This window comes from Metabacillus sp. KUDC1714 (genome assembly GCF_014217835.1).
In the GTDB taxonomy this organism is placed as follows: domain Bacteria; phylum Bacillota; class Bacilli; order Bacillales; family Bacillaceae; genus Metabacillus; species Metabacillus rhizosphaerae.
On record NZ_CP055263.1, the window covers coordinates 599,154 to 617,500 of the forward strand.

Here is an 18,347-nt window from a genome sequence, read left to right on the forward strand (position 1 = left end):
CTAAACTATTGTTTGGGAGTCGTTACTTTGAAATAAAAATTTAAGACAAACTTAGAACATGCCGAAGTCTCCTAGCACTAAAATGAACTATTAGTGTAAAAACTTATACTTTTTTATTTTTCAAAAAAGGAGTAATCATATGCAACCTCAGACAACGCCGCAAGTTCCTTCTATAAATCAGGACAAAGGCTTTAGAATATGGTGGAAGCTTCTTCGCCCACATACATTATCTGCTGCATTTATCCCGGTTACAATTGGAACCGTGTTAGCCTTGAACGAAGGATCAATAAAGCTCTCAATATTCATTGCAATGTTAATTGCTTCAATTCTAATTCAAGCTGCAACAAATATGTTTAATGAATACTTTGACTATAAACGTGGTTTAGATAATGAATCATCTGTTGGAATTGGTGGTGCCATCGTTCGAAATGGGATCAAGGCGCAAACAGTTCTAAATTTAGCTATTATTTTCCTTTCGATCGCAACAGTTATTGGCATTTATATTTGCATAATGTCTACATGGTGGATTGCTTTAATAGGTATCATATGTATGGCAACAGGATACTTTTATACAGGAGGACCTATTCCTATTGCCTACACACCTTTTGGCGAACTTGTAGCTGGTTTCTTTATGGGTACTGTTATCATATTAATTGCCTATTTTATTCAAACAGAAACCTTATCATTTACTATCTTTTTATTTTCTGTTCCAATTGCGATTTTAGTCGGTGCAATTTTAACTGCTAACAATATTCGCGATTTAGATGGTGATAAAGAAAATGGACGAAAAACACTAGCTATATTATTAGGAAGAAAAAACTCAATTTGCTTTCTTGCACTCATGTTTATTGCTTCCTATATCATCACCTTAATCCTAGTCTTTAGCGGTGTGGCTACTTCTTGGTCATTAATTGTATTTTTAAGCATTCCAAAAGCTATATCAGCTGTGAAGCAATTTATTGGGAAAGTTCGTCCAATAGAAATGATGCCCGCAATGAAGGCTACAGCACAAACAAATGTACAATTTGGATTTTTGTTAGCACTTGGCTTATTTATAGGTCATTATATGTAATGCATGAAAAACACGGATAAAAGCCGTGTTTTTTTGTGTAATTATTTACAATCATGATTTCATGTTAACTGCTCATAATAGGTAGTAGAAATATATTTAAGGAAGGAGCGTGGATGGCATGCTAAGTTCACAACAAGTAGAGACCTTCCGTTCACAGCTATTAAAAATGAAGGATGAGATTGAACAACGCTTTGAAATGAATGGACATTATGGTTTAGAAGAAGGACATGCTCATGAATCAGTTGGTGAGCTCTCAAGCTATGACAACCACCCAGCAGATGAAGCAACCGAATTATATGAGCGTGAAAAAGATATTGCACTAAATGAACATACTGAAGAGGAATTAACTGATATAGACCGTGCTCTCCAAGCTGTTGATAACGGAACTTATGGCAAATGTGAAGTATGCGGAATGGAAATCCCGTTAGATCGACTTGATGCAATACCAACAGCTACAACGTGTAAGGAGCATGCACCAGAACAGGTTGTCTCTCATAATCGACCGATTGAAGAAGGTGTCCTTATGCCTCCATTCGGAAAATTTAACTATGATGACCAAGATGAAAATGTCGCTTTTGATGCCGAAGATGCCTATCAAATCGTCAATAGCTTTGGTTCATCTGAAACGCCATCCGATTTAACATATCCAAAAGATCACTACAACGATATGTATATGGAATCAGAAGAACCCGATGGCTATGTTGAGGACTACGAGAATTTTGTAGGTACTGATATTGAGGGAAAAGAAATCACTGTCTACCCTTCTAATCAGCATGAGCAGTATGAAGATATGCTTGATGAAGAAGGATTGATGACCATTTTTGGTGATTTACCTGGTTATGAAAAAGATCCCTATACGGAAGAAGAAGTGTGATTATAGGCTCCTCAATCTGAGGAGTCTTTTTAATTTGCAGGATGGGTGACCAAATACAAATAATGTGACTTTTCTACTTTTACGGAATTTCCCTCGAATTTGACGGGACTTAAGCTAAATTTAGCGAGATAAATCCGATCTTAGACGAGAAGATAACTGAATTTAACGAGACACTGACTAGATTGGCGTTACTCCTCTGTTTTACAAACCTTTCATAAAACCTGTAACAACCCCTTACAAATTACTTGCAATAATTCCCTCTTTATAAATAAATATTGAAATTTCAGAATACTAATATATAATTCTACAAAGGAGGTTGAGATTACATGAATTTTTTAGAGAAGGTAAGTAAAAAAGCTGGCGACACATTTGCTGTATGGGTTATTGTTTTTGCCATCTTAGCGTTTTTTATCCCAGGAGGCTTTACGTGGATTGCCCCTCATATTGCACTTTTATTAGGCATTATTATGTTTGGTATGGGTTTAACTTTATCTTTGCAGGATTTTAAAGCAGTGTTTCAAGCACCAAAAAGTGTTATTGTTGGAGTGTTAGCACAATATACGATCATGCCATTGTTGGCATTTGGTCTTGCTACGTTATTTCAATTAGAACCAGAAGTAGCTGTAGGTGTCATTTTGGTAGGTTGTTGCCCAGGTGGTACTGCTTCAAACGTTATGACATTTTTAGCGAAAGGTAACACAGCATTGTCTGTTGCTGTTACTTCTGTTTCGACCTTATTAGCTCCAATTTTAACACCTGCACTTACATTGTTGTTCGCAAGTAAATGGTTACCGGTTTCTGCTGGTTCGTTATTTTTATCAATCGTGCAGATTGTGTTAGTACCAATTATTTTAGGAATTGTTGTCAAATTATTATTCCGTAAACAGGTTGAAAAAAGTGTTGCTGTATTACCACTAATTTCAGTTGTGGGGATTGTAGCAGTGGCTGCAGCTGTTGTTGCTGTTAATTCAGGTAAAATTGCTGAAACTGGACTTTTAATTTTTTCAATTGTTGTTTTACACAATGTTTTAGGACTTCTTTTAGGGTACGTTTTAGCGAAATTGTTAAAGCTGAATTTTGCAGATCAAAAAGCAATCTCGATTGAGGTAGGAATGCAGAACTCGGGTTTAGGTGCAGCTTTAGCTGTTGCCCATTTTTCCCCATTGTCGGCAGTACCAAGTGCAATCTTCAGTGTTTGGCATAATATTTCCGGGCCGCTTCTTGCTACATGGTGGGGGAAAAAGGCTGGTTCTCAAACTAGTACTGACAACGCTAGTGACAAATCTCATAAAGGTTAAAATAAAAGAGAGCTTTGATGCTCTCTTTTGTTTTAAATAGATTTCTATATTGTATTTCGCAATTTACTAGCGATTGAAGGTAAAAACATTCGTTAAAGAAACCAAAAGAGACTTCTATGAAATGTAAAAAACCTGTAAAATAGAAACTGTTACAGTTACTTTTGAACTGTTATTTACATATTGGGGGGATCCTGTTGAACGCACATGAAATTGATTATTTACTGCATGGTGACGATATGCAGTGTGTTGAAATCGAATTAGATCCAAAAGAGAGTGTTGTTGCTGAAGCTGGTGGTATGATGATGATGGAAGATGGCATTGATATGGAAACAATCTTCGGTGACGGAGATAATAACCAAAAGGGCTTTCTAGGTAAACTTGTCGGCGCGGGCAAGCGTGTGATAACTGGTGAAAGCTTATTCATGACCGTATTCACAAATAAAGGATCAGGTAAGAAACGTGTATCCTTTGCTGCTCCATATCCAGGTAAAATCATACCAGTTGACTTAAGTGAACTTGGAGGCAAAGTAATCTGTCAGAAGGATTCCTTCCTATGTGCAGCTAAAGGTGTTTCGATTGGAATTGACTTCCAGAGGAAACTAGGGACTGGATTTTTCGGTGGCGAAGGCTTTATTATGCAAAAACTTGAAGGTGACGGGTTAGCATTTTTACATGCTGGTGGGACAATTATTAGAAGAGATTTGCAGCCTGGAGAAAAGCTTCGCATTGATACTGGATGTCTTGTCGCTTTAACAAAAGATGTAGATTATAATATTGAATTTGTTGGTAAAGTAAAAACAGCATTCTTCGGTGGCGAGGGTTTATTCTTTGCAACTGTTCAAGGACCAGGTACTGTATGGATCCAAACACTTCCATTTAGCCGTTTGGCAGATCGTGTTATAGCTAGTGCACCATCCTCTGGCGGAGAAGGTCGTGGAGAAGGAAGCTTACTTGGTGGCTTAGGTAGATTATTAGATGGTGATTGATTAAAACTAATGCGCAATCTCCTTGACTAGCCTCAGGCAAATAAGCCACTCATGAATAGAAGGTGTGTTTTTACCTTCAATTTATGAGTGGCTGTAGACCTAAGAGGGGATAGGCGCTGGATGTCAAAGCGCATATTTACTATACAAGAACTTTTTCATTTCCTAAAACGAACCAAAAATGGTGCACCCCAATCGTGGGCACACCATTTTTTTCTTTACATTTTTAAAGCAACAGGTCCAATTTCCCATATATCATCGGCATATTGTTGGATGGTTCTATCACTCGAAAAGAAGCCTGAGTGTGAAATATTGATTAAGGCTTGTTCAAGCCATTTATCAGTATTTTGATAGGCAACTCCAACTTTTTCTTGCACTTCTATATATGAAGCAAAATCACGTAAAACGAAGTACTGATCGTTTTGAACTAATAGTGAATCTTTAATTGATTCGAATTCCCCTTCATCTTCTGAGAAAAAGCCATTTGTTAATTGATCGACAACTTGGCGGATTCTTAAATCATGGTGATAATATTCCATCGATCGATAACGACCGTTTTCTTCATATTTTAGAACCTCGCTGGCGGTTAATCCAAAAGTGAAGATATTATCACGTCCAACTTCCTCCATGATTTCAATGTTTGCTCCATCTAAAGTTCCTACCGTTAGAGCTCCATTCATCATAAACTTCATGTTCCCTGTTCCAGATGCCTCTTTGCTTGCCGTTGAAATTTGCTCACTCACATCTGCAGCCGGAAAAATATCTTCGGCAAGTGAAACACGATAATTTTCCATGAAGACTACTTTAATAACCTTCGAGACTCTTGGATCGTTATTAACTTTATCTGCTAAAGAGTGAATTAATTTGATCACTTTTTTTGCATAATAATACGTTGGTGACGCTTTGGCACCAAAAATAAATGTACGAGGTGTGATCGTATAATTCGCGTCCTCTTTTATGCGATTATATAAATACAAAATGTGTAAAACATTTAATAATTGCCGTTTATATGCATGTAATCTCTTAACTTGAACGTCAAAAATTGAATCAATATCTACGATAATCCCATTCTTTTCAGCTATCTTTTTTGCAAGAATCTCTTTTCTTTTCCTCTTAACAGCTGCAAAACTCTCTTTTAAAGCAGGATGATAAATATGTCTTTTTAAATCTATCAACTTTTCTGGTTGCTTTATCCATTCATCACCAATAACATCTTTTATTATTGCTGTTAGCTCTGGATTTGCTTTTAATAACCACCTGCGATGAGTAATGCCATTCGTTTTGTTATTAAATTTCCAAGGGTATAACTCATAAAATGGCTTCATTTCGCGGTTTTTCAATATATCTGAATGAATTTTTGCAACTCCATTAATGCTACAGCTTCCAACGATAGAGAGGTGAGCCATTTTCACTAATCCATGTGCAATAATGGCCATATGTTCTATACGTTGCCACTCTCCTGGATAACGATCCCAAAGCTCTGCACAGAAGCGCTCGTTGATCTCCTCAATAATCATATAAATTCTTGGTAAAAGTGGTTTAAATAAATAAATTGGCCACTTTTCTAACGCTTCAGATAGAATGGTATGATTTGTATAAGATACTGTATGACTTGTAATTTCCCATGCTTCATCCCATGTTAATCCTTCAACATCCATTAAGATCCTCATCAATTCAGGAATAGCTAAAGCTGGGTGTGTATCATTAATGTGGATCGCAACAGAATGATGGAGCTCTCTCACATTTGAGTTTTCCTTTTTATAGGAAGCTAAAATGCTTTGAATACTTGAAGAAACAAGAAAATATTGCTGTTTTAATCTTAATATTTTCCCTTCATCATGTGTATCATCAGGATATAAAAAGTCAGTGATCGCTTCAGTTTCACGCTTATACGACAAGATATCGTGATTTGGACCAAAGGATGATGGTTCAGCATTCCATAGTCTTAGCGTATTAACTGTATTGACATGAAAACCAACAACAGGCATATCATAAGGAACAGCTAAAACCTTTTGATCACCAACTTGTTTAAAGGAGAGAACATTGTTATCACAACTTGTTTCAACTCTTCCCCAAAATGAAACCTCAACTGCTTCGTCAGGTTTTCGAACCTCCCAAACATTACCGTGTCTAAGCCATTGCTCAGGAAGCTCTACCTGATAACCATCCACTATTTTTTGGTCAAACAATCCATGTTTATAGCGGATTCCATATCCATGTCCAGGTAGGTTTAACGTCGCAAGGGAATCTAAGAAGCATGCTGCAAGTCGTCCAAGACCACCATTACCTAAAGCTGGGTCAGACTCACAATCTTCAATTTCACTTAATGTGATATTTAGCTCACTTAGTCCTTCCTCGACAATCTCTTTAATACCTAGATTTAGCAAATTCTGACCAAGCAGACGTCCAAGTAAAAATTCAATTGATAAATAATAAACTTGTTTTTTATTTTCCGACCTGTATAGCTCGTTGGTTTCAATCCATTTCGAACTAATATATTCCCTTACCATATTGCCTAAAGTATGATATTGATCACGCTTTGTAGACTCTTCAAATCCTTTGCCACACATGCTTTCTAATCTTTTTAGAAAGCTTTCCTTAAACCGATCCTTGTTGGAGAACATGCTCTTCACTCCTAGTCATTAAATCAGCATATAGCTGGTTATATTTCAAAGCAGATTGTGTCCAACTATAATCTTGTTTCATGGCATTTTCTACAATTCCCTGCCATACATCCTTCTGTTGATACATATCCACAGCACGATAAATGGTATTTAACATGTCATGAGCATTGAAATTTCTGAATGAAAATCCGTTCCCCTCCTCTGTATCCTCTTGATAAGACAAAACTGTATCGTTCAATCCACCGGTTTCTCTCACTATCGGAAGGGTACCATACCTTAATGCAATGAGCTGCCCTAATCCACATGGTTCAAATTTTGAAGGCATTAAGAAAAGATCAGAGCCCGCGTAGATGCGATGTGCTAATCTTTCATCAAATCCTATGTATGCTTTAAATTTAGTAGGATAAAGCCATTCCATATGTTTAAAGAAATCTTCAAATTCTTTTTCACCAGTTCCAAGAACGATCATTTGAACATCTTTGCTTAATACTTCATCAAGAACTCGTTTCACTAAATCAAAGCCCTTTTGCTTTGTTAACCTTGTCACCATCGATATTAGTGGAATATCATCTTCTACTGGAAGTCCAAATGATGACTGCAAGGCAGCTTTATTCAAAGCTTTTCTGCTAAGAGTGTCAACAGTATAAGGTTCATCTATAACTGGATCAGTTTCTGGATTATATAATTCATCATCTATCCCATTTAGGATACCTACTAAAGATGCCTGCCTTGATCGTAATAAACCATCTAATCTTTCTCCATAATAAGCTGTTTGAATCTCTTCCATATATGTAGGACTAACCGTTGTAATGGTATCAGCAGAATTAATTGCACCCTTCATAAAGCTCACATGTCCATGGAATTCCAATCCAAAGAACTTTTCAGCTTCCATGTTCAGGAGATCTTCTAAAACAGAAAAAGGAAAAATCCCTTGGAATTGTAGATTATGAATGGTAAACACACTCTTGATATGTTTATAGAATGGTTGCTGTTGATATTCCTCTTTCAGCAAGAAATTAATCATTCCTGTATGCCAATCATGTGAGTGAATAAGATCAGGTTGAAAGTCAATTGCTTCCAATGAATCTAGAACCCCTCTGCAGAAAAAAGAGAATCTTTCTGCATCATCATAATGTCCGTAAAGTGAGTCTCGATAAAAATAGTACTCATTATCAAGAAAGTAGTATGTGATCCCATCATATTCTAAAGATTCGATTCCACAAAATTGCTGCCTCCAACCTACAGGCACGGTAATCTCCTCTATTTTTTCCATTTTATCTCTAAACTTTTCTGCTATTAAACTATATTTAGGCAGAATAACACGAACATCCATTCCAAGTTTCTTTAATTCCTTTGGTAAGGCACCTGCTACATCGGCTAACCCACCTGATTTCACAAATGGTACACATTCTGAAACTGCAAATAAGACTTTCACGAGTTCATCAACGCTCCTTGAATCGTTCTTTTTCTTAATATATATGGTAATAATGCAGCCCCTTTAATTACAGCCGCTTTTTCTACCTTGACATCTTTATCCGCGATTACATTGTCTAATAAACAGTCATCTCCAATTTGTGACTTTTGCATAATTACACTATTTTTAATGACTGTATCTTTTCCAATATGGACCCCTCTAAAAATGATACTATTTTCTACATGCCCCTCGATTTTACAACCATTTGCAATTAATGAATTTTTAACTAGAGCAGTTTTTCCATATTTCGTAGGAGGCTCATCTTTTGCCTTTGTTAAAATTGGACGGTTATTCAAGAAAATTTCATTCCAGACCGTTGGGTTAAGCATATCCATACTATGCTTATAATAACTACTAATCGAATCGATAACTGCAGCATAGCCTTTATATTCATAATGACAGATTGTTAAATTATTTCGATTTTCAATTATCACATCTGCTAAAGTCTTAGAACCAGTCTGTTCTTTATCATCAATAAGATTTATAAGAAGCTTTGTAGACATGATATACATTTGCAATGACTTGTCATCTTTTCTTACTTCTGTAATGTCGCAGCCATTTTCCAAATGATATGACAATACTTTTTTATAATCAATATTACAAACAGTATAGCTATTTGTAATAACAGCATATTCTTGTGTGCTTCTTAAAAAGTAATCGATATGATCTGAAAACTGACGGAATGATCCAAACTCATCGTACTCGTTATGCAAGTGAGGAGACGGAAAAAAGAATAATCCATCCTTTTTACGGTTTAGATCCCATTGTTTTCCTGAGCCAATATGGTCCATTAATGAACGATACTGGTATTTAGGAAAAATCGCAACACTTTCAATTTCAGAATTAACCATATTTGAAAGGACAAAATCAATTAATCGATAACGACTAGCAAAAGGAACCGCTGCTAATGAACGATGTACCGTTAAATCTTCAATTTCCGGTTTATAGGCTGTTGCATCAATAACACCAAGCATTTTCTGATTCAATTCCATTCTCCCCTTTTTAGGAAAAGAGGCCGGAGCAAGCAAACAAGCTTACACATTTAGGATCCTATTGATTTTATCCAGTATCCCTATTGGTAAGACAAGCTAATACCCCAACCAACCTTGTTCCATACTATGTTAGTAATTTTATAACTTCGAAACTCTGATCCTAAATAATTCTATATTAAATATTTTTGCTATCTACAAGTGTGTTAAGTTCTTCAATAATCTCTTCTGTTACAAGGAGAATTTCCTCTGAATTTGCATCAGGGCAAATAACTGTACCATTTGGAATTTCAATTCCACTAGGGATAATTGCATTCTCTATATAAACATTTTCACCAATTACAGCATCTGGCATTAAGACAGAATTTTTAATAACCGTATTCTTTCCAACTGTTACACCTTGAAATAATACAGAATGATTCACATTGCCCAAAATGACACAGCCATCATTTACAAATGAATCTGTTACTTGTGCATCATCAGAGATAAACTGAGGAGGGTGATTGGAATTAACAGTATAGATCTTCCAATCACGATCAAATAAATTCAGTTTTGATTCATCGTTTAAAAGATCCATATTCGCTTCCCAAAGACTTTTAACCGTACCTACATCCTTCCAATATCCCTGGAACGGATATGCTACAACATTGCGTTTTTCATCTAGTAATAAAGGAATAATATCTTTTCCAAAGTCATGACTTGAATATGGATTTCTCTCATCCATTTCAAGATATTCTTTCAATATTGACCATTTAAAAATATAGATACCCATAGAAGCTAAATTATTTTTCGGTTTAGCAGGTTTTTCATCAAATTCGACAACTTGCATCTGTTCATTTGTATTCATAATGCCAAAACGACTTGCTTCATCCCAAGGCACTTCAATAACTGAAATAGATGCATCAGCATTTTTTTCAATATGGTAATCTAGCATCTTCGAATAATCCATTTTGTAAATATGATCTCCTGATAAGATTAGTACATATTCAGGATCATATTGCTTGATGTAATTAATATTTTGATAGATTGCACTTGCTGTCCCTTTATACCATTTCATCTCAGAAGATTCTGTATAAGGAGGAAGAACTGTTACGCCGCCATTTTTACGATCTAAGTCCCATACACTGCCTATACCAATATATGAGTTTAAGACAAGAGGTTGATACTGTGTAAGTACCCCTACTGTATCTATACTAGAATTCGTACAATTACTTAATGTAAAATCAATGATTCGATATTTGCCCCCAAAGGGAACAGCAGGTTTCGCTAGATTTTTTGTAAGGGAGCTTAATCTGCTACCCTTACCCCCTGCTAATAACATTGCGACGCACTTTTTTCTTCCCATTTTTATTCTCCCCTCTTTTTTTAACTGTTCGTAAAATAACAACTCCATATGGTGGGATCGTCATCGAAAGGTGATATGGTCTGCCATGATATTCACCCTCTAATGCCTTCAAATTCTTTTTATTCAGTTGATCTGATCCACCATATTCACCTGCATCACTATTTAAAATCTCTACATATTCTGTATCGATTGGAACCCCAACTTTGTAGTCGTGATAAACAATTGGTTTAAAATTACAAATTACTACTAAAAGATCATTTTCTTTTTGACTTTTACGTATAAAAGAGAAAATACTTTGATCCCTGTTGTTAACATCTATCCATTCAAAACCTTCTTCTGCATGATCTAATTCATACAATGGCTTTTGCTTTTGATAGACTTGTTGCAATTCTTTAAAAAAGACACGCATTTTATTATGCATCTCATAATCTTCTAAAAACCAATCAAGCTGTTCTAAATCCTTCCATTCATCAAACTGGCCAAACTCACCACCCATAAAAAGTAGTTTCTTTCCAGGGTGTGCAATCATATATCCATAAAGCAGCCTTAATTGAGCAAACTTCTGCCAATAATCACCTGGCATTTTATTTAACAGTGATTTTTTCCCATGCACAACCTCATCATGAGAAAACGGTAAAATGAAGTTTTCTGAAAAAGCATATAATAGGGAGAATGTTACTTTATGGTGGAGTTCATTCCTATGTTCTGGAGAAGCCTCCATATAGGTAAGAATGTCATTCATCCAACCCATATTCCATTTGTAGTTAAAGCCTAGACCACCTGACGAGGTAGGAGCAGTTACCATTGGCCAATCAGTTGAATCTTCAGCAATCATTAAGATATCTGGATCTTTTGCAAAGACAGCTTCATTCAGTTTTCTTAAAAAGCTTGCTGCAAATGGGTTCTCTACTAGCTCATTAGAATTTGGCCAGTAAAGCATATTTGCAACCGCATCAACACGGAAACCATCTACATGGAAATGCTCAATCCAAAAGATCGCATTTGAAATCAAAAAGCTTTGAACCTCAGGTTTACCTAAATCGAAGTTCGCTGTTCCCCAATCCAAATTTTCACGATCATTATAATTTTTGTATTCGTAAGTTGGTTGACCATCAAACATATATAGCCCATGTTCATCCTTACAAAAATGACCTGGAACCCAATCAATAATGACACCGATATTTTCTTGATGGCATGTATCAATAAATTCCATTAGATCTTGTGGTTTACCAAAACGACTTGTAGCAGAAAAATAACCCGTTCCTTGATATCCCCAAGAACGGTCATATGGATGTTCAATAATAGGAAGTAATTCAATATGGGTAAAACCATGATCTAATACATAAGGTATTAGTTCTTCTGCTAATTCCTTGTAGCTATACAACTCTTCATCATCTTTTACTTTCCAAGTTCCTAAATGCACTTCATAAATAGACATTGGTCGATCATATGGTGGTCTCTGTCGCTTTTTTCTCTTCCACTTTTGATCGTTCCACACATACCCTGATAAATCATGAACAATGGATGCAGTGTTCGGCCTTACCTCTGAAAAGAAGGCATATGGATCTGCTTTCAATAAAGTCTCTCCAGAAGCTGTAATGATTTCATACTTGTATATCTCTCCAGCTACTAAATGAGGAATAAATATGTTCCAAATCCCCTCCTCATTGATCTTCTCCATTTGATGATTTTGACCAAACCAACCATTAAAATCACCAACAACATTAACTCCTTTTGCTTTTGGTGCCCATACACAGAAATTTGTACCAATTAATCCATCTTGCTCCTGTATATGAGCTCCTAAAAACCCATAGCTTTCAAATGACTGTCCTTCATGAAATAAATGAATATCATAGTCTGTTGGACAAATGAGAGTCACATAGGTCACCCTTTCTCTTATTATCTCTATGCTAAACATTCAATACTTACTCGTAGATCCCTTTTATGTAAACGCTTCTTTTTTCCGACATAAACCTACATTGAAATGAAATTAATATTTAAATGTTATACTTTTAAAATATAGAAAAAAATAAAGGGAATTTTAATAAATCGGCGAAAAAGACTCTAAAACACTAGTAGTATGAAGTATGTTTGATGAAATCGGAATAATTTAATTTAAGGTAAGAAAAGCGTTCAAATTAGTAGAATTGTGGACAAGCTGAGATACCGAACATTATATCAGAAAAATATTTTATTCGACTTTTTGTTGGTTTTTGTTGAAAGTTCTTTGAAGAAAAAAAAGAAGGAATTTCGAATTAATTGTAGATGGGTTACTTTGAAGCAAGCTTAATCTTAAGATTGAAATAAACAAATCAAGAAAGTGCGTATCATTCAAATTTTTGCATACGAAAAAGTAGATGAATTTTCCGTTTCAGACCCTATTTTATTTACATAGAAAAGTAGATTTAATTTTTATAGAGCACCTACAATTGAATATAATAGTTTATCAAATGATAAGTCAACATTTAAGCTTGTTTCTTTTATTCATACCCTAATTTGATCAAGCTTAAACCACTACCTAATAGAATAGAAAATACAAAGCAAAGGTTTTTTACACTCTACTTGGAATAAGATCTTTTTGGAGCGGTTTTAAAAAAATCCCAACAAAAAAAACACTGCGAATTTGCAGTGTTTTTTTGTTGATGACCCGTACGGGATTCGAACCCGTGTTACCGCCGTGAAAGGGCGGTGTCTTAACCGCTTGACCAACGGGCCTTAAACTATATTTATAAACTGGCGGAGAAGGAGGGATTTGAACCCTCGCGCCGCTCGCGCGACCTACACCCTTAGCAGGGGCGCCTCTTCAGCCACTTGAGTACTTCCCCATATATATGGCTCCGCAGGTAGGACTCGAACCTACGACCGATCGGTTAACAGCCGATAGCTCTACCACTGAGCTACTGCGGAATAAAAATATGAAATGGTGGGCCTAAATGGACTCGAACCATCGACCTCACGCTTATCAGGCGTGCGCTCTAACCAGCTGAGCTATAGGCCCATTTTAAATTTTGGAGCGGGTGAAGGGAATCGAACCCTCATCATCAGCTTGGAAGGCTGAGGTTTTACCACTAAACTACACCCGCAAGATATAAATGGGGCGACTGATGGGAATCGAACCCACGAATGCCTGAACCACAATCAGGTGCGTTAACCACTTCGCCACAATCGCCACATGAGCTAAGTCTAATCTTAAAAATGGTGGCTCGGGACGGAATCGAACCGCCGACACATGGATTTTCAGTCCATTGCTCTACCAACTGAGCTACCGAGCCATATAGTTTACGGCTTCCACTAAGCTTCGAATCTCTTCGTCAGCTCCATCACTCACATCCTCACGTATTTACATACGCTCCGGTGTTCGCTCAGTCGCTTCCTCGACCTTCTCGCTTATTGAAACCCTTTTCCTTGAGACAAGGGATTTTTTAAAAATGGCGGTCCGGACGGGACTCGAACCCGCGACCTCCTGCGTGACAGGCAGGCATTCTAACCAACTGAACTACCGGACCATTTGGTTGCACTAAAGCACTCCTATGTTTCCTCGCTAAGAAGTAAGAGCAACGTAGTATCGTCAACTGAAATTGGTTGCGGGGACAGGATTTGAACCTGCGACCTTCGGGTTATGAGCCCGACGAGCTACCAGACTGCTCCACCCCGCGATAATAGAAATATAAAATTTAAAAAATATGGAGGAGGAAGGGGGATTCGAACCCCCGCGGGTTTTGACGCCCCTGTCGGTTTTCAAGACCGATCCCTTCAGCCGGACTTGGGTATTCCTCCGTGTATGATGGAAAATGGTGGACCTTGTAGGACTCGAACCTACGACCGGACGGTTATGAGCCGTCTGCTCTAACCAGCTGAGCTAAAGGTCCAAATTGGTAGCGGCGGAGGGAGTCGAACCCACGACCTCACGGGTATGAACCGTACGCTCTAGCCAGCTGAGCTACACCGCCAAAATGGAAATTTATTATTTAACTAAATGGTGGAGCCTAGCGGGATCGAACCGCTGACCTCCTGCGTGCAAAGCAGGCGCTCTCCCAGCTGAGCTAAGGCCCCAAAGAAAGTTTTAGTATGGTCGGGAAGACAGGATTCGAACCTGCGACCCCTTGGTCCCAAACCAAGTGCTCTACCAAGCTGAGCTACTTCCCGATATATGGCGCGCCCGAGAGGAGTCGAACCCCTAACCTTTTGATCCGTAGTCAAACGCTCTATCCAATTGAGCTACGGGCGCATAATGTAAGTGGTGCCGAGGACCGGAATCGAACCGGTACGGTAGTCACCTACCGCAGGATTTTAAGTCCTGTGCGTCTGCCAGTTCCGCCACCCCGGCACTTACTAAGAGCGGAAGACGGGATTCGAACCCGCGACCCCCACCTTGGCAAGGTGGTGTTCTACCACTGAACTACTTCCGCAATATTTAATTGATGCGGGTGAAGGGACTTGAACCCCCACGTCACAAGGACACTAGATCCTAAGTCTAGCGCGTCTGCCAATTCCGCCACACCCGCAAGGTGTGTAAATGGTGAGCCATGAAGGACTCGAACCTTCGACCCTCTGATTAAAAGTCAGATGCTCTACCAACTGAGCTAATGGCTCATTTTTTCAATGAGTAGTATAATGTTGTTTTGCTCTTGTAATGACGCCCATATTTCAGAAAGCTTAAACAAGTAGCAGCTCAATATGTGCGCTGATGTATCGCTTCGATGCTTATTCGATCGTGCTCTACCAACTGAGATAATGGCTCATTTTTCAATGAGTAGTATTAAGTGGTGCCGGCAAGAGGACTTGAACCCCCAACCTACTGATTACAAGTCAGTTGCTCTACCAGTTGAGCTACACCGGCACAATAAGTTTATAATGGTGGAGGATGACGGGATCGAACCGCCGACCCTCTGCTTGTAAGGCAGATGCTCTCCCAGCTGAGCTAATCCTCCGTTGTAAGATCAATATAATTCTTGAAACAGCCTGGCAACGTCCTACTCTCACAGGGGGAAACCCCCAACTACCATCGGCGCTGAAGAGCTTAACTTCCGTGTTCGGCATGGGAACGGGTGTGACCTCTTCGCTATCGCCACCAGACAATTACGACAAGAATTATTATACTATTTTGAAAGAATATTTCAAGTGTTTTTTACAAAAAAAATATATTCCTTCAAAACTAGATAACGATACACAATTCAATTCACTTCATTTAACGCTTTTATTAGGTTAAGTCCTCGATCGATTAGTATCTGTCAGCTCCACACGTCACCGTGCTTCCACCTCAGACCTATCAACCTGATCATCTTTCAGGGATCTTACTAGCTTACGCTATGGGAAATCTCATCTTGAGGGGGGCTTCATGCTTAGATGCTTTCAGCACTTATCCCTTCCGCACATAGCTACCCAGCTATGCCTTTGGCAAGACAACTGGTACACCAGCGGTGCGTCCATCCCGGTCCTCTCGTACTAAGGACAGCTCCTCTCAAATTTCCTACGCCCACGACGGATAGGGACCGAACTGTCTCACGACGTTCTGAACCCAGCTCGCGTACCGCTTTAATGGGCGAACAGCCCAACCCTTGGGACCGACTACAGCCCCAGGATGCGATGAGCCGACATCGAGGTGCCAAACCTCCCCGTCGATGTGGACTCTTGGGGGAGATAAGCCTGTTATCCCCGGGGTAGCTTTTATCCGTTGAGCGATGGCCCTTCCATGCGGAACCACCGGATCACTAAGCCCGACTTTCGTCCCTGCTCGACTTGTAGGTCTCGCAGTCAAGCTCCCTTGTGCCTTTACACTCTACGAATGATTTCCAACCATTCTGAGGGAACCTTTGGGCGCCTCCGTTACATTTTAGGAGGCGACCGCCCCAGTCAAACTGCCCACCTGACACTGTCTCCCAGCCCGATAAGGGCTGTGGGTTAGAATTTCAATACAGCCAGGGTAGTATCCCACCGACGCCTCCACCGAAGCTAGCGCTCCGGCTTCTCAGGCTCCTACCTATCCTGTACAAGCTGTACCAAAATTCAATATCAGGCTACAGTAAAGCTCCACGGGGTCTTTCCGTCCTGTCGCGGGTAACCTGCATCTTCACAGGTACTATAATTTCACCGAGTCTCTCGTTGAGACAGTGCCCAGATCGTTACGCCTTTCGTGCGGGTCGGAACTTACCCGACAAGGAATTTCGCTACCTTAGGACCGTTATAGTTACGGCCGCCGTTTACTGGGGCTTCGGTTCAAAGCTTCGCTTACGCTAACCTCTCCCCTTAACCTTCCAGCACCGGGCAGGCGTCAGCCCCTATACTTCGCCTTGCGGCTTCGCAGAGACCTGTGTTTTTGCTAAACAGTCGCCTGGGCCTATTCACTGCGGCTTTTCCGGGCTATTCACCCTAAAAAGCACCCCTTCTCCCGAAGTTACGGGGTCATTTTGCCGAGTTCCTTAACGAGAGTTCTCTCGCTCACCTTAGGATTCTCTCCTCGCCTACCTGTGTCGGTTTGCGGTACGGGCACCTCTCACCTCGCTAGAGGCTTTTCTTGGCAGTGTGGAATCAGGAACTTCGGTACTATAGTTCCCTCGCCATCACAGCTCAGCCTTATGTGACAACGGGATTTGCCTCGTTGTCAGCCTAACTGCTTGGACGCGCATATCCAACAGCGCGCTTACCCTATCCTTCTGCGTCCCCCCATTGCTCAAATGGTGAGGAGGTGGTACAGGAATTTCAACCTGTTGTCCATCGCCTACGCCTTTCGGCCTCGGCTTAGGTCCCGACTTACCCTGAGCGGACGAGCCTTCCTCAGGAAACCTTAGGCATTCGGTGGAGGGGATTCTCACCCCTCTTTCGCTACTCATACCGGCATTCTCACTTCTAAGCGCTCCACTAGTCCTTACGGTCTAGCTTCACAGCCCTTAGAACGCTCTCCTACCACTGTTCTAAAAGAACAGTCCACAGCTTCGGTGATACGTTTAGCCCCGGTACATTTTCGGCGCAGAGTCACTCGACCAGTGAGCTATTACGCACTCTTTAAATGGTGGCTGCTTCTAAGCCAACATCCTGGTTGTCTAAGCAACTCCACATCCTTTTCCACTTAACGTATACTTTGGGACCTTAGCTGGTGGTCTGGGCTGTTTCCCTCTTGACTACGGATCTTATCACTCGCAGTCTGACTCCTGAATATAAGTCTTTGGCATTCGGAGTTTGACTGAATTCGGTAACCCGTTGGGGGCCCCTAGTCCAATCAGTGCTCTACCTCCAAGACTCTAAATTCAAGGCTAGCCCTAAAGCTATTTCGGAGAGAACCAGCTATCTCCAGGTTCGATTGGAATTTCTCCGCTACCCACACCTCATCCCCGCACTTTTCAACGTGCGTGGGTTCGGGCCTCCATTCAGTGTTACCTGAACTTCACCCTGGACATGGGTAGATCACCTGGTTTCGGGTCTACGACCACGTACTCTTTCGCCCTACTTAAGACTCGCTTTCGCTGCGGCTCCGTCTCATCAACTTAACCTTGCACGGGATCGTAACTCGCCGGTTCATTCTACAAAAGGCACGCCATTACCCATTAACGGGCTTTGACTACTTGTAGGCACACGGTTTCAGGATCTATTTCACTCCCCTTCCGGGGTGCTTTTCACCTTTCCCTCACGGTACTGGTTCACTATCGGTCACTAGGGAGTATTTAGCCTTGGGAGATGGTCCTCCCTGCTTC

The 18,347-nt window shown here is 39.8% G+C and carries 9 protein-coding genes, 21 tRNA genes and 2 rRNA genes (1 of these 32 only partly in view); 4 read left to right on the top strand and 28 right to left on the bottom strand.

What is annotated here, in order from left to right:
* The first annotated feature begins 139 nt into the window (after positions 1-139).
* The 4 genes from HUW50_RS02940 (at position 140) to HUW50_RS02955 (ending at position 4,230) form a co-directional block, all read left to right on the top strand.
* Positions 140-1,072 carry a 1,4-dihydroxy-2-naphthoate polyprenyltransferase gene (locus HUW50_RS02940; protein WP_066326312.1) on the top strand — a complete coding sequence of 311 codons (933 nt, stop codon included), beginning with the start codon at positions 140-142 and terminating at the stop codon, positions 1,070-1,072.
* A gap of 118 nt (positions 1,073-1,190) precedes the next feature.
* Positions 1,191-1,946, top strand: a complete 756-nt coding sequence (locus HUW50_RS02945; RefSeq protein WP_066326305.1) for a yteA family sporulation protein — start codon at positions 1,191-1,193, stop codon at positions 1,944-1,946.
* Positions 1,947-2,272: 326 nt separating this feature from the next.
* Complete coding sequence (locus HUW50_RS02950; RefSeq protein ID WP_066326300.1) at positions 2,273-3,244, top strand: bile acid:sodium symporter family protein; 972 nt, start codon at positions 2,273-2,275, stop codon at positions 3,242-3,244.
* Positions 3,245-3,438: 194 nt separating this feature from the next.
* Positions 3,439-4,230 (top strand): TIGR00266 family protein, encoded by a 792-nt coding sequence (locus HUW50_RS02955; RefSeq protein WP_066326294.1) that lies wholly within the window; start codon positions 3,439-3,441, stop codon positions 4,228-4,230.
* 215 nt (positions 4,231-4,445) lie between these two features.
* Here HUW50_RS02955 and HUW50_RS02960 read toward each other — a convergent pair whose 3' ends face one another.
* The 28 genes from HUW50_RS02960 to HUW50_RS03095 form a co-directional block, all read right to left on the bottom strand.
* Positions 4,446-6,851 (bottom strand): glycogen/starch/alpha-glucan phosphorylase, encoded by a 2,406-nt coding sequence (locus HUW50_RS02960; RefSeq protein WP_066326293.1) that lies wholly within the window; start codon positions 6,849-6,851, stop codon positions 4,446-4,448.
* Positions 6,826-8,286: a glycogen synthase GlgA gene (glgA, locus tag HUW50_RS02965; RefSeq protein ID WP_066326292.1), complete on the bottom strand. Its 1,461-nt coding sequence runs from the start codon at positions 8,284-8,286 to the stop codon at positions 6,826-6,828. Before glgA ends, HUW50_RS02960 begins: the two co-directional genes overlap by 26 nt.
* Positions 8,283-9,299: a glucose-1-phosphate adenylyltransferase subunit GlgD gene (gene glgD / locus HUW50_RS02970; protein ID WP_311774050.1), complete on the bottom strand. Its 1,017-nt coding sequence runs from the start codon at positions 9,297-9,299 to the stop codon at positions 8,283-8,285. Before glgD ends, glgA begins: the two co-directional genes overlap by 4 nt.
* Before the next feature lie 193 nt (positions 9,300-9,492).
* Positions 9,493-10,659, bottom strand: coding sequence for a glucose-1-phosphate adenylyltransferase (locus HUW50_RS02975; RefSeq protein WP_066326289.1), 1,167 nt, complete (start codon positions 10,657-10,659; stop codon positions 9,493-9,495).
* Positions 10,616-12,577, bottom strand: a complete 1,962-nt coding sequence (gene glgB, locus HUW50_RS02980; protein WP_066326284.1) for a 1,4-alpha-glucan branching enzyme — start codon at positions 12,575-12,577, stop codon at positions 10,616-10,618. Before glgB ends, HUW50_RS02975 begins: the two co-directional genes overlap by 44 nt.
* Before the next feature lie 725 nt (positions 12,578-13,302).
* Positions 13,303-13,374: transfer RNA gene (locus HUW50_RS02985), tRNA-Glu, on the bottom strand.
* Between the two features lie 19 nt (positions 13,375-13,393).
* Positions 13,394-13,484: transfer RNA gene (locus HUW50_RS02990), tRNA-Ser, on the bottom strand.
* 7 nt (positions 13,485-13,491) lie between these two features.
* Positions 13,492-13,566, bottom strand: a tRNA-Asn gene (locus tag HUW50_RS02995).
* A gap of 14 nt (positions 13,567-13,580) precedes the next feature.
* Positions 13,581-13,657 (bottom strand) — tRNA-Ile (locus HUW50_RS03000).
* Between the two features lie 11 nt (positions 13,658-13,668).
* Positions 13,669-13,742 (bottom strand) — tRNA-Gly (locus HUW50_RS03005).
* 10 nt (positions 13,743-13,752) lie between these two features.
* Positions 13,753-13,828: transfer RNA gene (locus HUW50_RS03010), tRNA-His, on the bottom strand.
* Positions 13,829-13,855: 27 nt separating this feature from the next.
* Positions 13,856-13,931: transfer RNA gene (locus HUW50_RS03015), tRNA-Phe, on the bottom strand.
* A gap of 157 nt (positions 13,932-14,088) precedes the next feature.
* A tRNA-Asp gene (locus HUW50_RS03020) sits at positions 14,089-14,165 on the bottom strand.
* A gap of 73 nt (positions 14,166-14,238) precedes the next feature.
* Positions 14,239-14,315: transfer RNA gene (locus HUW50_RS03025), tRNA-Met, on the bottom strand.
* A 28-nt stretch (positions 14,316-14,343) separates the two neighbouring features.
* Positions 14,344-14,436 (bottom strand) — tRNA-Ser (locus tag HUW50_RS03030).
* A gap of 15 nt (positions 14,437-14,451) precedes the next feature.
* A tRNA-Ile gene (locus HUW50_RS03035) sits at positions 14,452-14,528 on the bottom strand.
* Between the two features lie 4 nt (positions 14,529-14,532).
* Positions 14,533-14,609: transfer RNA gene (locus HUW50_RS03040), tRNA-Met, on the bottom strand.
* A gap of 27 nt (positions 14,610-14,636) precedes the next feature.
* Positions 14,637-14,712, bottom strand: a tRNA-Ala gene (locus HUW50_RS03045).
* 16 nt (positions 14,713-14,728) lie between these two features.
* Positions 14,729-14,805 (bottom strand) — tRNA-Pro (locus HUW50_RS03050).
* Positions 14,806-14,810: 5 nt separating this feature from the next.
* Positions 14,811-14,887, bottom strand: a tRNA-Arg gene (locus HUW50_RS03055).
* A 10-nt stretch (positions 14,888-14,897) separates the two neighbouring features.
* A tRNA-Leu gene (locus HUW50_RS03060) sits at positions 14,898-14,986 on the bottom strand.
* Positions 14,987-14,996: 10 nt separating this feature from the next.
* Positions 14,997-15,068, bottom strand: a tRNA-Gly gene (locus HUW50_RS03065).
* Positions 15,069-15,081: 13 nt separating this feature from the next.
* Positions 15,082-15,164, bottom strand: a tRNA-Leu gene (locus HUW50_RS03070).
* A gap of 12 nt (positions 15,165-15,176) precedes the next feature.
* Positions 15,177-15,252 (bottom strand) — tRNA-Lys (locus HUW50_RS03075).
* A 171-nt stretch (positions 15,253-15,423) separates the two neighbouring features.
* Positions 15,424-15,499 (bottom strand) — tRNA-Thr (locus HUW50_RS03080).
* Between the two features lie 15 nt (positions 15,500-15,514).
* Positions 15,515-15,590: transfer RNA gene (locus tag HUW50_RS03085), tRNA-Val, on the bottom strand.
* Between the two features lie 29 nt (positions 15,591-15,619).
* Positions 15,620-15,735 (bottom strand): 5S ribosomal RNA (gene rrf / locus HUW50_RS03090).
* A gap of 125 nt (positions 15,736-15,860) precedes the next feature.
* A 23S ribosomal RNA gene (locus HUW50_RS03095) occupies positions 15,861-18,347 on the bottom strand (it continues 445 nt past the right edge of the window).

What these genes read in the sequence shown, in the direction of transcription:
- HUW50_RS02940 (WP_066326312.1), top strand. Translation starts at nt 140, where the DNA reads ATGCAACCTCAGACAACGCCGCAAGTTCCTTCTATAAATCAGGACAAA.
- HUW50_RS02945 (WP_066326305.1), top strand. Translation starts at nt 1,191, where the DNA reads ATGCTAAGTTCACAACAAGTAGAGACCTTCCGTTCACAGCTATTAAAA.
- HUW50_RS02950 (WP_066326300.1), top strand. Translation starts at nt 2,273, where the DNA reads ATGAATTTTTTAGAGAAGGTAAGTAAAAAAGCTGGCGACACATTTGCT.
- HUW50_RS02960 (WP_066326293.1), bottom strand. Translation starts at nt 6,851, where the DNA reads ATGTTCTCCAACAAGGATCGGTTTAAGGAAAGCTTTCTAAAAAGATTA.
- glgD (WP_311774050.1), bottom strand. Translation starts at nt 9,299, where the DNA reads ATGCTTGGTGTTATTGATGCAACAGCCTATAAACCGGAAATTGAAGAT.
- HUW50_RS02975 (WP_066326289.1), bottom strand. Translation starts at nt 10,659, where the DNA reads ATGGGAAGAAAAAAGTGCGTCGCAATGTTATTAGCAGGGGGTAAGGGT.
- glgB (WP_066326284.1), bottom strand. Translation starts at nt 12,577, where the DNA reads ATGTTTAGCATAGAGATAATAAGAGAAAGGGTGACCTATGTGACTCTC.